The following is a 15,530-nucleotide window of genomic DNA, read 5'->3' as shown; positions in this document are numbered from 1 at the left end:
CATCCTTTTATAGGATGGCCCTCTCATTGATTAAGTTGCAATTTTGCTTACCTTAATACTCTCCTTTAATTACAAAAAACGAACCCCGAATTGTTCCAGCTAGCTTGGACTTCTGCCTAGCAAACTTAAACTTCTCTTCTAGCTCCTTTGGGATCTCCATCCCCTCAGAAAGCTTAAAACCAACAGCACGCTTCTTAGGGTCATCAACCGTATACATAACGTTGACTGCAAGACCATCCTCATAAAAGACATAAGCAAATTTAATATTTTCCACTTCAAAACGCGACGTTTCTAAAGGATTGGCCGCAAACTCAATATCACGTTCTTCTTTTAAAATTCGGTTCACATAATCAAGGGTCTCCTGGCTTTCGCTGGCTTGTACAACCGTAAATTCATGCTTGTATTTGCTCATAAAGTAACGGGCCTCATTAGCACGCAAACCAGCAAGCGCATCTACTACAGGAGAAGACTCTAAACCAACCGTAGACACATTTTTAAAATCAACGATATAGGACATTTCCATCTTTCCTTTTCTCTCATTATTCCCAAAAAAACTTATCGTTACTTAGGATACAGTTCGCGTGCTGTCTGTAACTGCAAGTTTCTGTGTTAACTGCTGTGCTCTTTTTCTATTAAAGTGACCATCTCACGCTTCCACTTTTCTCGTTCCTGTGGCGGTATCGGCTCCCCTTTGTCATACAGAAATCTAATCATATAGAACCCATCCTTCGTAAGCAGGCTGGTAACAAGTTCATGCTCTAATACATTATTGTTCATCAACTGCGTCTCAACTACAGAGCTATTATCAGTCTGATGCAATACTTGAGCGGTCAATAAGGTCTCTTGGGAGATATAATCCGCTGTATGCTTCTCTACAGAAGATGCCTCTATCTTATCAAAATAATTAATCGTGAACGTATGCGAAGGTTCGTACCGATGGCATTCTCCTAGCGGATAATATCCGATAAATTGACTGTTACTGTAGACATGGAATGTTGCAGGTACATAGCTATTAAGCTGAAAATACGGGATGAATCGCGCAATGCCTGAATTGATCTCTTCTCCAGGAGGAATGACCGCATCCACACCACTAAGGAAATCACCCTTCTTATCTACAAAAATCGTGCTATAAGGGCTGTACCTCGTAATCCAAATTGAACCATTCTCCTTCACAGCCTCAACGTAATAACTGATAATTTGATTTCTTTTTTCCTCACGTTCATCGGCGGGGTTGATACAGGTATGAATATGCTTCCGAGTGTATGTAAAGACTGCTTTAGTAGCATCCATTGACAGCAATTCAAATTCGAGAATTTCAGATTTTATATTATAGATTTGAAATGTCATCATTAATTGAAAGTGATTTAAAAAGGACATTCCCCTCTTATCTGGATGAAATCTTTTGCTCAAACCTTCTTCATCCTTATCCATATAAGCCTGCTCCAAGCCTTCAACCAGGGCCTGCAGTTCCTCTTTTGTGATGCCTTTATTTTTCTTAAAGAAAAACATGTCTTCTCTCCCCTCATCATCAGTCTACTTCCAATTACTTACTCCTATTTATTATACGGGCACACCTGTGTACTTTTCTAGGTATTAAAAAAACCATACCTGACAAAGGAATGGTTTCTTTGAGTAGGTATACCTTACAGTCATCCCTACATTTTAAAATGTTCACGAACTAACCTAAATTGTTCTTCTACGCTCATATTTAGTGTTCTTTCTATGGTTTTGATGCCCAGCTTAGTGCAAGCGCTCTTTATTTCATTGGAGAACTTAATCATAGATTTATTACTGTGTTTAATTGTTTCTTCTGGATTTAACGTATAAGCGTTAATGCAGTCCAGAATCATCTTATGGTCTTCTCTAAAGTAATATAATCTCTCTATCTCCGCATCGGACGTATAAAAACATATCATTCTCTTTTCCGGGATAAACGGTATCTCTTCGACCACTTGAAATAACCATTGGCAATGTTCATCTACAGGTTTATTAAACCACTTATTCCAATCTAAACTAGGATTAGGGAATTGAAGGGCAGGATATTCCATAGGGCTAGAGAATGGTCTATATTTTAAGAGATCATCCCCTAATGTTTGAAAACCTAATTCCTCTACAAACTTCTTGGTCATAGTAGTCTTTCCAGCACAAGGTCCACCATTTAGCCAATATACATGTTTTAATTGTTCTTTCAAATAATTATTATTTATCTTCATCCAACACACCCCGTTTATATTTAAAAAGCTTACTCTGACACGTTGGTTGTGAGGGGTTGGCGGATTCTTATCTTTCTAGACAAAAAAAGCCTTCCCCACCCTAAAGGGTGAAGAAAGCTTAAATGTGTATCCCCAAATTATGGGCAGCTATATTAGGTTTTCGTACCCGAGGGTGCCTTAGCCAACTGCTCCTCCAGCCACCTTATCGCCTCAGCCTCTCCGGAGAAAGCACCTCCGGGGCAGCCGTAGGTTCTTTTAGTGGACAACGCTGTAACTGGCTTGTAGACAGCAAGCAACTTAGCATTCTGCATTACGACCGCGATGCCTGAACAATATTGGGCGATTTCCCGCTTGTTCATCTTGCACCAGTTCATATACAGCTGTGTGACCGCACGCTCTGGACGTGTGTTTTTCTCTGCGGAATGCACCATCAGCAGGCCGAAGGCAGATCGGCGCGCGAGCAGCTCTTCCCAATAAGCGATATATTCTTCTACTGTCTCCTGATCAAACGCCTCCCCCAAACTAAGGCTTATGATCGGCCAAGTGGATTCATCCTTTGTTATAGGCATACGTTTCCCTCCTAAAATGTGCTGAGCATTGCCTAAGATGTGATGCGGAATCCAACGGACTGCTGTTGCAGCTTCCAGAGCCGGTCGTACAATCCGCCGCGCAGCAGTAAGGCATCATGTCGTCCCTGCTCTACCAGCTGACCGTCTTCCAGTACGATAATGTTGTCCGCACCGCGTATGGTTTTCAGCCGGTGAGCGATAACAATGACGGTCCTGCCCGTAATCAACGCATCAATTCCTTTCTGGATTTCGGCCTCATTCTGCGGGTCAAGCGATGCAGTAGCTTCATCCAACAGCACAATTGGAGCGTTCTTGAGAATCGCACGGGCAATGGAGATCCGCTGCTTCTCCCCTCCGGAGAGCGTGCTTCCGCCTTCGCCTACCGGCGTATCATAACCAAGCGGTAATTTCATGATGAAACCATGGCAGTGAGCCATTTCCGCTGCCTGCTGAATATCCCGCTGCGACGCCCCCGGCCGCCCAAAAGCAATATTGTTCCCAATGGTATCTTGAAACAGGTACACATCCTGAAACACCACCGATACGGATCCTAGCAGATGTTCTGGATCAATCTCCTTGATGTTGCGCCCACCTAGCAGAACACTCCCTTTTTCAGGATCATAGAAACGTGAGATCAGGCGCAGCACTGTACTCTTGCCGCTGCCTGACGGACCCACAATTGCAGTCAGTGAACCTTGCGGCATTTCCAGACTTAAATTTTTGAGAACAGGCTCTCCTCCATAGCTGAAGGTTACATTGTCAAACCTAATGGTGCTGCTTTTAGGAAGAGGACTCGTAGCACCTGTCATTACCGGCTGGCGCAGCAGGTCTACTATACGTTCACCCGCTTGTTCGTTGTAGCGGAATTCGGCATAATTGGCTAGCGCCGTGGTCAATGGATCATAGATTCGTGTGCCGACAATAAGGAATACTGCCAACTGCAAAATACCGAGCTCCCCGCCTAATAATAGATGAACACCTACGTATATCATTAAGGTCAGCCCCGCACGGAGAAGAGCCATAGCGGTTAGAATAACCGGACCGAACATCCCTTCCAGCTTCACACTTTCCTTCATCAAAGTTTTAAAAGAGTTATCCAGACGGACAAATCGTTCTCCCGTCAGATTATAGGCCTTCATCACCCGTATGCCGTTCAAGTATTCTTGCAATCGGTTCGCAGCGTTCAGCTTGGCCTTCATATGATCCGCTCCGAGTCTCCGCCGCAGCTTGCCCGATATATACATGATCAGAAGAGCAACCGGCAGCGCTACGAACATGGAAATCGCCATCCGCCAGTCCAGAAACAGTAAACCAGCAAGTGCAAATATCGGCAGTACAAAAGCCCCCGCAAGCTGTGGCAGCAGATGTGAAATGCCCGTCTCAACGAGCGTGAAATCGCCCATCATCATATTGGCTAAATCACCTGGGTCCCGGCGAGTCAGGTAACCCAGCGGAAGCTTCCGCAGATGTTCTGCTAATTCCGCACGTCCCTGTGCAGCAACATTGTATGCCCCGCGGTAAGCGGTGCGATAGGCGGGAATCTCACTCAGGAACATCAGCACCATGACGGCGACAAGCCCTGCGCAGATCCACCAAAGGCGTTCTGTCTGAAGTTCTGCGCCCACAGTAATATAAGGAGCAAAAATCAACCGCACCGCCTCAATTACAAGCGCGAACGGAAGCACACTAACTAGATTAGCCAGCAAGGAAAAAAGTACAGGCTTCAGCAACTGCTGCGGTTTGCCGGCAGTAATATTATGCAATACCTTCATAGCTGATCCCCTCCTTTTTCCATATGCCAATCTCCGGCGTCACTGTAGGCATGCCACATTTTGGCGTAAAGCCCGTCCGCCTCAATCAAACCTGCGTGCTCTCCACGTTCCACGATTTCTCCATCCCTCAGCACCAGAATTTGTGCAGCTTCACGTATAGAGGAGAGTCGGTGAGCAATTACAATAACCGTCTTGCCGCGCATAAGCTCCGTAAGTGCTAACTGCATATGAAACTCATTTTCCGGGTCGGCAAAAGCAGTCGCTTCGTCGAGCACGAGCACTGGTGCATTTTTGAGAATAGCCCGAGCTACCGCAATGCGCTGCTCCTCACCACCCGAGAGATAGACACCGCCTTCACCAATTAACGTATCGTATCCCTGCGGCAGCCGAGTAATGAACTCGTCGCATTGTGCCGCTCTGGCTGCAGCCTGGACTTCCTCCAGAGTCGCTCCCGGTTTGCCGACAGCAATATTCTCATACAAAGTGTCATAGAACAGGAAGGTTTCCTGAAATACAAAAGCAACTGTATTCATTAATTCATGGATTGCCATATGGCGAATATCGACTCCACCGATACGGATCGCACCCACTTGCGGGTCCCAGAACCGCGGCACCAAGCTGGCCACCGTCGATTTTCCCGAACCTGACGGCCCTACCAGCGCTGTAACCTTCCCTTGTTCCGCACGGAATGAGACTTCGCTGAGCGCCGCTGCAGTCCCTGCATCTTCACTGTAGGAGAAGGTTACATCCACAAATTCAACGTCAAAAGTATGCGGGGATAGCGGTTCTGCTATTTCTGGTACAGGCTGCTGTGCCAAGAGACGGTCCATCCGCTCCACGCCTTCGCCAATATCCCGAGTGCTTGAAGCCAGCAGAAGTAGCTTGTAGAGCGGAGATGAAACGCCGGGCGCCATAATTAGAAAGAACAGCAGCACAAGCGCAAAAGACATGGAATCCGGTCGACCGCTTAGCATGAAGATGCCCACCGGCAAAATAAAGGTAAACGGTGACGCCAGCAATGTTTTGAATAAGATATAACCTGTTTGATAACGGTCCGTATACTCCAGACAATAATCGCAGTAGCTGGTCATATCACTGTAGAACTTTCTGAAAGAATGCACCGTCTGCCCGAACACCTTAACCGCCGGCATCCCCCGTACATACTGCACCGCCGAAGTATTGATCTGCTCCAACGAATCATGATACTGCTTCACACTGGCCTTGCCTCTGCTGCTCATCATAAGCGCTGACTGCACACCTAATCCTATAATTATCGGCAGCAGGCAAGCTACCGCCAACGGCGGACTAAGCCAAAACATCGCCACGATCATCAGCACCGTAGAAGCCAGCACGCTGACTAAATCGGGAAGCTGATGCGCTACGAAATTTTCCACCTTGTCGACATTCTGCTCTAGCGTTTTCTTGACCACGCCAGTTGATGTCCCATTCAGGAAACCGAGCGGCAATCTGCCCAAATGCTCGGTCATTCGCACACGCAAATTATATTGAATTCGAAAAGCCGCAATATGCGAGCACATAATACCACAATACGAAGTCACCAGCCCTCCGATTAACCCTCCAAGTGCAATCCACCCCCAGTGGATCATATACGCACCGTCGACCTGTCCAGGCGATGAAGCATGGCGCAGCAGCTCTGCCAAAATGAAATAAACAGACAAAAACGGAATCAGCATTAATACAGCGCTGACAGATGACAATATTCCGGACAAGAGCAGCAAACCTCGCTTCTCTCCGGCGATCTCCAGCAGCCTTGGCATGCCGGTTTTGGTTTTACTCACAGCTGTTCCCCCACTCTTGGTAATTACGCACAAAAAAAAGTGCACTGAGAATGATTCTCTGTGCACTAGTGTATAGGAACGTTGTTCACGATTGCTACCGTTTAAGGGATTATAATTAACCAAAACAGGAGCATCTGTGCAGGAGGATACGGACTTACAACTTAATACCGAAGAGACGCTGCCTGCCGCTGATCAGATATTCTCCTGGACGCACACCGAACTTTTTGCGGAAGGCTGCCGAGAAATGACTCACATTACCGTATCCAACCCTGGAGGCTGCTTCACTTACAGTCATACTCCCTTGTTCCAGCAGCTGCTGCGCTCTCTGCATCCGTTGTTCGATAACGTAAGCATGCACGGTATAACCAAACATTTCCTTAAAGCCCTTTTTCAGCTTAAACTCATTGAGGCATATAATGCGAGAAAGGCCTGCAAGCGTTGGCGGGTGCAAATAATCACGCTGCAAAATCTCCTTAGCGAGCCGCAGGCTCTCCATATCCTCTCTGGACAGCTTGACCGAGCACGGAATCCGCTCTGCTTCATATAAAGATTCATTGAGATAGACAGCCATTAGCTCCAGCATTTTGCCCTCCAGATAAAGTTCACGCATGCCATGGCTATAGGAACAATCCGCAATCTGCGACAGAATGAAGCGGATGGATGGTGTGATGTTATTTTTTCCAAAAAACAAACCCGCACCAGCTCCAATGCGAAGCCGTGTATCTTCGGTCAGACCACTGGTCATCCGCTCAAATTGTGCCGGGCTCATATCTATGCTGATGAATCGGTACCCCGCCCCACTCAGGTATGTGCAGTTTTCACTTCTTACCCCGCCATGAAACAGCGCAATTTCTCCCGTATCTATAATAAAATAGTCCGATTTCAGCGAAGTCCCCCACTCAATGCCATGCCCTATGCAGAAAGCCAGCTCCGTACGCGGAGTGCTAAAATTGCCCTTTGCTTCGATATCCCGATTAAACCGGAGATTAAAATCTGTCATCTGGATATACCCATGGCTAAGCAGGCTGCGGCAACTGCCTTCCCCTATTTCGACTGGGGGTTTAATCTCAAAATGAGCCCCATTAAAACGGTAATTATAATCTACCCCTTCACATGTAAGCGTCTTATGGGCATCAATCGTTTCTGCTTCTTTCAGTCCATTGCTTCGCTCCATGCTCATCCCTGCTTCCTCTTACTTTGGGTTAATTATATATGCAATGAGAATGATTATCAATTAAACATTACGATTTCCTCTTCGTTCAAACTGAGCAGTTGGGCAAATAAGCTGGAATATAAACAAAAAACCTTCCCCACCCCGAAGGGTGAAAAAGGCTTACACGCATCACTTCAAAGACATATCTAGCATTCCTAGCTATTCTCGTTTCTTGCCAACTGCACCAAGATAGATAACAAATTCTTCATCGCCGTCTAATTCTAAAATCTCATCTATCAACTTTTGATCATAGATTCCAATTGCGCAAGCACCTGCACCGATGGATTCGCTGGCTAAATAAAGGTTCTGGCAGACATGTCCAACATCGATGAGGATTTTTTTGTGAGCAGAAATATCGTACTTCCATTCGGAGCGGTAGGGTGTGGTACTCCAGGCAAACAATACAGAAGCCTTTTTGGCAAAGTTAGGGACAAAGGGCTGATCCAAAGTAATAGCATCAATCTTTTGTTCAAGTTGATCTAATTCAAACATAAATAAGAGCTTATGTTCCACAGGCAGATATCTGTAGATCCCTTGCCCAATACCCTCTACACGCATAATCATTAAATAGGTTTCAAAGGTGTGCGTCGCCCCGCTGCAGGGTACAGTCCGCAGCGTAAGTCCGTTCTTATTCATACCGCTAATCCCTTGGGTAGCCCATAATAAATAGGATAACTCCTCCAGACTCACAGTATCCTCAGAATAGAACCGTGTACTTCTTCTTTGATCTATACAATCAAAAATATTTTCTTTACTCACAACGTCTTTGCTGACCTTGGGCAAATCAATAATTAGTGCATCTGAATCAAATGGCTTAACAATTGGCGGTTGTGCAATTCCCTTGATCTTATCTGTTTTGATATGTTTGAATTCATGAAAATTGGATTTCAGAAAATTTCTTTGTTGTTCATATCTGGTCATAACAGATCCTCCTGAACTACCTTAATATCTCTAATTTATCATGTCATAAAAATCATACGGTGATCTAACTCACTCTTCAGTTGTTTTGGTGAGTAAACAAAAAACCTCCCTTTGCCCCGAAGGGCAAAAGAAGGCTTAAACGCGTCACTTCCGAAGACATGGCCAGCTATATTTTCAGCTCCCCAAGCTTGATCAGCTCGACAACCGCTTGTGAACGGCCTTTAACGTTTAGTTTTTGCATTACATTGGAAATGTGGTTTCGAACTGTTTTTTCGCTGATAAATAATAAGCCAGCGATATCACGAGTCGTTTTGTCCTGCACGAGAAGCTCAAAAACTTCGCGCTCACGATGAGTCAACAGAAATTTGCTGTGGTGTTCGTTCCCCTTCAATGGTGTCACCCCTCCTTGCCCTGGGTTTGTTTGGTATAACAAGGTAAAGGGATACAGTCAAAACATATTATGTATTGTTGATGTTAATGGTGCTGTAACAATTATAAAATGGGCTTAGTTCATTCAAATGCAAAAGCCTGAAATTTTCATGAATAAGAACATCTTTTTTCAGGGCAAACTACGGTTTGTTGTTCCTTATTAAAGGAGGTGTATGTATGAGCCATTCAAAAAACAATCAACCCACCAAAGCAGAAGTACAAACAACGAAATTAAACAAATTACCACTCGTAGGTAAATTCGAACCTGAATTTTCTGCAGAGGAAGCTGCAGAAGTGTTCGAAAACCAACCCTCTGCCGATCATGAATCCCATAATGAACGATAAAAAGCAGATGACCTTTGATCTTATTCTTAAGCAGATCAAACCTTCAAAGAATGGGACTGTCGCATTAACAGCTTAATTAACTATAAATGAGACGGTTCGCTTCATTTAAACATCGTAAACAATATAGAGCAGCGATTCGCCATTAATGGGAATCGCTGCTTTATGTTGTGGACCGTCGGCTGCCCGCTCCAATAGTGTATTCATCAGCCCCTACTGAGGCTTTCGGACCCAGATGGCGTTATTTGCAAATTTATCGCCTTTTGAGCGAAGTTTCGGACTCCAGTGACGCTATTCCTTAGAAACAGGCCCATATTCGGTACTTTTCAAGTCAATAGTGACTATGCGGTCCGATAGCGACTCAAATATCGAATAATGCTGCATTTAGTGTCATCTGAGTCCTTTAGTTACTGCGTATGCCCAAAGATCAACTTGTCGGTTACTGCTGACTACGCATAAAGGTTCGCTGGGGCCTTTACTGCTGCGTACGCGCAAAGGTTCGCTGGGGCTAGAGCTGAGTTCGTTGTTGCTGAATATGCGAAGAGAATAGTTGGGCCGATTACATAGTACTGTGTACGTTCGCTTGTTCGCTGGGGCGGTTACTATTCTGCTTTTTCAATTGTAATCGGATACATTACCACAAACCATACTCCCAACCCTGGGAGTTTTTTGTCGGGCAATTATTACAATGAGATACATCACATTTTTATATTGACAGTAATTGTATACGGACTTATGATAAGTCCAGCATAATTGATAACGATTATCATTTAGATATAAAAAAGGGGTGTTTTTTTAATGAAATTTACTTATGCGGTGCCTGCAGGTCTGCTTGCAGCCTCCATACTATTTACCGGATGTGCCAATAACAACAATTCTACAAATACTGCTACCAACAGCACTACAGCCACCAACACACCGACGACTGCTGCGGCTACCAACACACCGGAGACTGCCGCCGCTGACTTCACGTCAGCTATAGATCAATATCGCACATACGTCATCCAGCAATGTGGTGAATTTGTTAAGCAAACAGAGAGTTTCACCAACGCTGTAAAAGAGGACAAGATTGATGAGGCTAAGGCGCTCTATGCTCCTGCCCGCATGTATTATGAACGGATTGAGCCTATTGCAGAAGCACTTGGCGACTTGGACCCAAATATCGATGCCCGGGAAAATGATGTAGATGCGGCAGAGTGGCGCGGTTTCCACAAGCTTGAGAAAGCACTCTGGCAGGACAATACAACTAAAGATATGACAGAAGTTGCTGACCAATTGTTGAAGGATGCACAGCTGTTACGTGCGAAAGTTGAGACCGTTGAGATCGACGCGAATCTGCTCGTAACTGGTGCTGTTGAGCTTTTAAATGAAGTCTCCTCCTCCAAAGTAACCGGAGAGGAAGAACGTTACTCGCACACAGACCTGTATGATTTCGTCGCAAACGTTGAGGGCGCGCAAAAGATATACGAGCTGTTAAAACCAGAACTAGCTAAAAAGGATGCCGATCTTGAAAAAACCATTGGTGAACGATTCGCTGCCTTGCAAGCTGAGCTTGCCCCTTTCAAATCCGGAGATGGATATGTTTCCTATGAAGAGCTGAAAGAAGATGAAGTACGTAAACTGAGTCAGAATTTGGACGCCTTGGCTGAGCCATTGTCCAACATGGGAACTATTCTAGGAGTGTGACCCTCATGAATAAACATAACAAGTTCACTGGAGTACCAGGTAATCCTGAAAGTCCCCCTCTTAATGATCAATCGAAGAATCAGCCTATATTTGGTAAAAAATTAAGCCGCCGCGATATGCTGCGGCTTACTGGCGCCACTGGCCTTGGTCTTTTGTTAGGGGGCGGAGGTGTCGGTGGAATTATAGCTGCGCGTAATGCTGTAGCTGAGCCAACGAAAGCCGCAGAAGGTGATTCCAGTTCCATTCCTTTTTATGGGAGCCATCAGGCGGGAATTTTGACACCTGCACAAAACTTTATTTATTTTGCTGCCTTTGATTTCACCACAACCAAACTGGCCGATGTGAAAAAACTAATGCAAGCATGGACCACTGCCGCTGCCGCTCTTACTACTGGCGAGCTTATTGGTGACGTAAATGACAATCCCAATCTTCCGCCCTCAGACACCGGGGAAGCGGACGGGCTAAACCCTGCACGGTGTACGCTGACCTTTGGTGTTGGCCCTTCCTTTTTTGATGAAAGATTCGGCTTAGCTTCGAAACGCCCAGCCCTATTGGCCGATCTTCCGGCATTTGCGGGTGACAATCTTGATCCGAAATGGTGTGGCGGGGATATTTGTGTGCAAGCCTGTGCCGATGATCTGCAGGTTGCATTTCATGCGATCCGCAATCTGGCTCGTATTGCCCGGGGGACTGCTGTACTACGCTGGACACAGGAAGGTTTTCAACGCACTGGAGCAGCGGATCCCAAGGGGGCTACGCCACGCAATCTTTTGGGTTTCAAAGACGGCACGGGCAATCCCGATACAACTGATAACGCTGAAATGAACAAAGTGGTCTGGAACAGCAGCAGTGACGGTCCTTCTTGGATGAGCGGCGGCACTTATATGGCGGTACGCCGGGTGCGTCTGCGTATTGAAGTCTGGGATCGGTCTTCGCTAAGTGATCAGGAGGCTACCTTCGGGCGTTATCGTCACACCGGAGCTCCACTCGGAGCTAAGGATGAATTCGATGAGTTGGATCTTTCAGCGGCGGACGCTTTCGGGAAACCTGTCATTCCGGCGAATTCACACTCCGCATTGGCGCATGGTGACGGTACAGTCAAAATGCTGCGCCGCTCCTACTCTTTTTCCAGCGGTTTGGACGTCACCACGGGACAGCTTGATGCAGGTTTGTTATTCATTAGCTTTCAACGTGATTTAATGAAACAATTCGTTGCCATTCAGCAGCGCCTCTCTAAGACTGATCTCCTGAACGAATATATGACTCACACCGGCAGCGCGGTATTTGCCTGCTTCCCGGGTATCCGCAGTGGCGGCTTTATCGGGGAAACACTACTAAGCTAAATTTATGGCTGTCCATTATTGAAGGGGGATTATCCCGATGTTATCTCTTACGCATCCTAAACGGCAAATGCCAAAGGTTGCTTTGCTGATTCTTTTTGGCTTTTTGTGTATGCTTTTGCTCTCCAGCCCCGCGGGGGCGGAGGGCGATGGCACGGTCGACGAGCTCCTGCCGCCGGTCGGCAGCGCGCTCGTCGAAGCCGGCCAGAGCCGCTGGGACGCGGCCGCCGCCGATGTAGAAGTGTTCGCTGCGCTGTGGCGCACCGCGAACACAGGCACGCCGGACCCGGCACTCGCCGGTCCGGCTGCTGCCGTTGACGCCGCGCTTGCAGACGCGGCGAAAGCCCTTGCGGCGGGCGGCGGCGAGCCCGCCAAAACCGCACTGTCCACGCTCGCGAGAAGCGTGGACGCGTACGTCACCTCCGCCTCCGGCACGGTCGGCGGTGACACTGGAGCCGCCGGCCGCGAGACGGCGGCGAAGCTTTTGCCCGCGGCGGAACTCACGCGGGATGCGGCGCGCAGCGCCGACTGGAGCGCGGCAGCGGCAGCGTACCGCGACATCGTCAGCGGATGGAAGCCGGCGGAGCGCAACATCCGGGCGGACGATTCCGCCGTCTACAGCCTGCTGGAGACGCGAATAAGCCTGCTGCGGATTGCGCTGCAGGCTGAACCGCTCCGTGAGGCGTCGGCGAAATCGGAAGCAGAAGCACTATATCAGCTGCTGGCTGATTACAGTGAAGGCAAAACCATTGACGCTGGGGACACTTCCAGTGAACCAGCTTCTATAGAGGGATTAATCAACTACCTGAACAAAGCATCCTCCGCTGCCAAAGACAATAACAGCACAGAGGCCGCTAACATCATGGAGCAATTCATCGTAGCCTGGCCTTCTGCCGAAGGGCAAGTCCAGATCGCCTCACCAACAGTCTACAACAATATCGAAAACGAGAGTGCGGCTGTCACAGGTTACCTGCTCTCAAATCCACCTAAACTGGATCAAGCTTTAACCATCATGGACAATATGCTTAGTGAACTAACGCCTTTGGCTGGTGAGACCACTTATAATGCTTGGGATGCCGCTTTGATTCTGTTGCGCGAAGGACTTGAGGCTATTCTCGTCTTGTCAGCTCTTCTTGCTTACCTGAAACGTGATGGCAACGCCAAAGCGCAAAAATGGATCTGGTCCGGTGCAGCTGTCGGCCTCACCGCAAGTATCGGATTGGCTGTTGTGCTCACTTATACCATTTCTCGGGCAGCTTCCGGGGGAGCGCGGGAGATGATTGAAGGGATTACTGGTCTTGTCGCGGTAGTTATGATGCTCACCATCGGACGCTGGTTGCATAGCAAATCAAACACTGCGAACTGGAACAACTACGTGGGTAGGCAAGTTGATGGCGCGCTGGCCAAAGGAAACCTTTGGTCACTGTCCTCCGTTGCAGCGCTTGCGATTTTACGTGAAGGTGCAGAGACTACTATTTTTTATGTGGGCATGGCTCCATCCATCAAGCTGTCTCAATTACTGCTTGGGATTGGATGTGCTCTGATTATTCTTGGTATTGTAGGCTATGCAATGATTGCCTTGAGTGCAAAATTACCGATTGCCGCCTTCTTCCGTACAGCTACAATTCTTATTTATTACCTAGTATTCCGCTTTCTTGGGGAGAGCATTCACTCGCTTCAGGTCGCTGGCAAACTTCCTGCGCATGTACAAGAGGGCTTGCCTTCAATTAACTGGCTTGGCATGTATCCAACTTGGGAAACCTTGCTTCCACAGCTGCTTGTCCTGCTGTTTATTGTGTGGGAGCTGCTTCGGAACAGATCGCCAAAAGCTTCACGAACAGCTTAGTTTTATTAATACAATAGATCTACCGGTCCGTCACGCCCTTGTGGTTACGCCGGTTTAGTCCGGTAATCTCTTGCATTTACAGTCTAATTTATGAAATGGATTCCATAGCAAGCTTTTTATTTGGGAGGTTATTTGCGGACAATATGATAAAATAAAATGATTATACACAAGCACCAAAGGGAGGCTGTTGTACTCTAATGGCTAATATTAAAGAAATTGCCCGTATGGCTGGTGTTTCCGTGACAACAGTCTCGCGGGTGCTCAATAATCACCCTTATGTAAGTGAAGTCAAACGAACCGCAGTTCTAACTACAATTGAAAAATTAAACTACACACGTAATATGAACGCTGTGCATCTGATCACTGGGCGGACTCAAGCTATAGCTGTTATTATTCCGTATACCAACTTATTTTATTTCTCAGTCATTATAGCAGGCTTGGCTCAAGAAGCACTGCTGGCTCAATACCGGCTCGTTCTGTGCCAAACCGATTATCGTACTGAAGAAGAAATTAAGGTGCTTGAGATGCTGCGCAATAAAGAAATTGACGGTGTGGTTATGGTCTCTTCAACAATGAGCTCAGAAGCTATTGAAGAATATACAGCTTATGGCCCTATTGTGGTATGTCAGGATAGAGGAGAACGCCAATTTTCTTCTGTATATATTGAGCATTATTCTGCTTTTCGCAGCGGCCTTCAATATTTGAATGATAAAGGTTACCGCCATATTGGCTACTGTGAAGGAAGACCATACGGCAGCAGCAGCTCTATCCGACAAATTGCCTTTAGAGACTTTCTGGCGGCTACAGATCAGCCTTACATTGATGAATGGATGATCTATAACTGTGTGACCGAAGAGGACGGTGCCCGCGTACTACACCAACTGCTGCAGATGAAGAATCGTCCTGATGCCCTGATTATTTCAGCAGGCGATCATATAGCGGCCGGTTTAATCATCGAAGCTTGGAAAAAGGGTATCCGCATTCCTGAGGATCTGGCCGTCATCGGATTTGATGATCAGCCTATCGGCCGAACGTTAGGTCTGACCACTGTAGATAATCAGTTAACTGAAATGGGCATATCCGCTTTTCGGATTATCTATGATCAGATCCAGCGAAATGATGGACAACCCGTTCACCGCAAGCTTGAGTACCGTATTATAGAACGCAATACAGTATAGCATCCCTTTTATCTTATATCTCCGTAATTACATCATTTAACGGTCCACTTTGCAGCCTTCTGCGAGTAGGCCGTTTTTTATTTTTGCATATTCCCCTCAAGTATTCATTTTTATCCCTTGCTTCCGAATGGAATTTGTTTTATCCTAAGTATGAAAATAATTTTCTACATTTAGTTAATAATTATAAAAATAATTTCAATACCCCATTGAAACGAGGTGGAT

14 protein-coding genes are annotated in these 15,530 nt (G+C 46.7%); 5 read left to right on the top strand and 9 right to left on the bottom strand.

Translation table 11 applies throughout. The annotated features are described in order from the left end of the window. Positions 1–52 precede the first annotated feature (52 nt). The 9 genes from MKY63_RS15790 to MKY63_RS15750 form a co-directional block, all read right to left on the bottom strand. Complete coding sequence (locus tag MKY63_RS15790) at positions 53–517, bottom strand: phage tail protein (RefSeq protein ID WP_076098588.1); 465 nt, start codon at positions 515–517, stop codon at positions 53–55. 92 nt (positions 518–609) lie between these two features. Next, positions 610–1,509: a hypothetical protein gene (locus MKY63_RS15785; RefSeq protein WP_076098587.1), complete on the bottom strand. Its 900-nt coding sequence runs from the start codon at positions 1,507–1,509 to the stop codon at positions 610–612. 146 nt (positions 1,510–1,655) lie between these two features. Then, on the bottom strand, positions 1,656–2,213 hold the full coding sequence (locus MKY63_RS15780) for a hypothetical protein (protein WP_038573121.1): 558 nt from the start codon (positions 2,211–2,213) through the stop codon (positions 1,656–1,658). 152 nt (positions 2,214–2,365) lie between these two features. Then, on the bottom strand, positions 2,366–2,782 hold the full coding sequence (locus MKY63_RS15775; protein WP_036679675.1) for a hypothetical protein: 417 nt from the start codon (positions 2,780–2,782) through the stop codon (positions 2,366–2,368). A gap of 32 nt (positions 2,783–2,814) precedes the next feature. Continuing rightward, complete coding sequence (locus MKY63_RS15770; protein WP_038573122.1) at positions 2,815–4,554, bottom strand: ABC transporter ATP-binding protein; 1,740 nt, start codon at positions 4,552–4,554, stop codon at positions 2,815–2,817. Continuing rightward, positions 4,551–6,332 (bottom strand): ABC transporter ATP-binding protein, encoded by a 1,782-nt coding sequence (locus MKY63_RS15765; protein WP_076098596.1) that lies wholly within the window; start codon positions 6,330–6,332, stop codon positions 4,551–4,553. The genes MKY63_RS15770 and MKY63_RS15765 overlap by 4 nt, the downstream gene beginning before the upstream one ends. 175 nt (positions 6,333–6,507) lie before the next feature. Further along, complete coding sequence (locus MKY63_RS15760; RefSeq protein ID WP_051491081.1) at positions 6,508–7,533, bottom strand: AraC family transcriptional regulator; 1,026 nt, start codon at positions 7,531–7,533, stop codon at positions 6,508–6,510. Between the two features lie 192 nt (positions 7,534–7,725). Beyond that, the gene (locus MKY63_RS15755) at positions 7,726–8,487 is read right to left on the bottom strand and encodes a SagB/ThcOx family dehydrogenase (RefSeq protein ID WP_036679680.1); all 762 of its coding nucleotides are present in this window, start codon (positions 8,485–8,487) and stop codon (positions 7,726–7,728) included. 166 nt (positions 8,488–8,653) lie between these two features. Beyond that, entirely contained in the window at positions 8,654–8,878 is a 225-nt protein-coding gene (locus MKY63_RS15750) for a LuxR C-terminal-related transcriptional regulator (protein WP_019908812.1), read from the bottom strand. A gap of 215 nt (positions 8,879–9,093) precedes the next feature. Between MKY63_RS15750 and MKY63_RS15745 the strand changes: the two genes are divergently transcribed. The 5 genes from MKY63_RS15745 (at position 9,094) to MKY63_RS15725 (ending at position 15,308) form a co-directional block, all read left to right on the top strand. Further along, the gene (locus MKY63_RS15745; protein WP_169744806.1) at positions 9,094–9,261 is read left to right on the top strand and encodes a hypothetical protein; all 168 of its coding nucleotides are present in this window, start codon (positions 9,094–9,096) and stop codon (positions 9,259–9,261) included. A gap of 795 nt (positions 9,262–10,056) precedes the next feature. Then, complete coding sequence (gene efeO / locus MKY63_RS15740; protein ID WP_339809276.1) at positions 10,057–10,944, top strand: iron uptake system protein EfeO; 888 nt, start codon at positions 10,057–10,059, stop codon at positions 10,942–10,944. A gap of 5 nt (positions 10,945–10,949) precedes the next feature. After that, positions 10,950–12,287 carry an iron uptake transporter deferrochelatase/peroxidase subunit gene (efeB, locus tag MKY63_RS15735; RefSeq protein WP_036679684.1) on the top strand — a complete coding sequence of 446 codons (1,338 nt, stop codon included), beginning with the start codon at positions 10,950–10,952 and terminating at the stop codon, positions 12,285–12,287. Positions 12,288–12,687: 400 nt separating this feature from the next. Next, positions 12,688–14,130 (top strand): FTR1 family protein, encoded by a 1,443-nt coding sequence (locus tag MKY63_RS15730; RefSeq protein WP_235219431.1) that lies wholly within the window; start codon positions 12,688–12,690, stop codon positions 14,128–14,130. A gap of 197 nt (positions 14,131–14,327) precedes the next feature. Continuing rightward, positions 14,328–15,308 (top strand): LacI family DNA-binding transcriptional regulator, encoded by a 981-nt coding sequence (locus MKY63_RS15725; RefSeq protein ID WP_036679686.1) that lies wholly within the window; start codon positions 14,328–14,330, stop codon positions 15,306–15,308. Positions 15,309–15,530: the final 222 nt, after the last annotated feature.

Source organism: Paenibacillus sp. FSL R7-0189 (genome assembly GCF_037969925.1).
Lineage (GTDB): Bacteria > Bacillota > Bacilli > Paenibacillales > Paenibacillaceae > Paenibacillus_AQ > Paenibacillus_AQ odorifer.
This window is presented reverse-complemented; position numbering and strand designations above follow the sequence as displayed.

Bases quoted from the DNA above. Each gene is read 5' to 3' on its own strand.
- MKY63_RS15790 (WP_076098588.1), bottom strand. From the start codon at position 517: ATGTCCTATATCGTTGATTTTAAAAATGTGTCTACGGTTGGTTTAGAG.
- MKY63_RS15785 (WP_076098587.1), bottom strand. From the start codon at position 1,509: ATGTTTTTCTTTAAGAAAAATAAAGGCATCACAAAAGAGGAACTGCAG.
- MKY63_RS15780 (WP_038573121.1), bottom strand. From the start codon at position 2,213: ATGAAGATAAATAATAATTATTTGAAAGAACAATTAAAACATGTATAT.
- MKY63_RS15775 (WP_036679675.1), bottom strand. From the start codon at position 2,782: ATGCCTATAACAAAGGATGAATCCACTTGGCCGATCATAAGCCTTAGT.
- MKY63_RS15770 (WP_038573122.1), bottom strand. From the start codon at position 4,554: ATGAAGGTATTGCATAATATTACTGCCGGCAAACCGCAGCAGTTGCTG.
- MKY63_RS15765 (WP_076098596.1), bottom strand. From the start codon at position 6,332: ATGCCAAGGCTGCTGGAGATCGCCGGAGAGAAGCGAGGTTTGCTGCTC.
- MKY63_RS15760 (WP_051491081.1), bottom strand. From the start codon at position 7,533: ATGAGCATGGAGCGAAGCAATGGACTGAAAGAAGCAGAAACGATTGAT.
- MKY63_RS15755 (WP_036679680.1), bottom strand. From the start codon at position 8,487: ATGACCAGATATGAACAACAAAGAAATTTTCTGAAATCCAATTTTCAT.
- MKY63_RS15745 (WP_169744806.1), top strand. From the start codon at position 9,094: ATGAGCCATTCAAAAAACAATCAACCCACCAAAGCAGAAGTACAAACA.
- efeO (WP_339809276.1), top strand. From the start codon at position 10,057: ATGAAATTTACTTATGCGGTGCCTGCAGGTCTGCTTGCAGCCTCCATA.
- efeB (WP_036679684.1), top strand. From the start codon at position 10,950: ATGAATAAACATAACAAGTTCACTGGAGTACCAGGTAATCCTGAAAGT.
- MKY63_RS15725 (WP_036679686.1), top strand. From the start codon at position 14,328: ATGGCTAATATTAAAGAAATTGCCCGTATGGCTGGTGTTTCCGTGACA.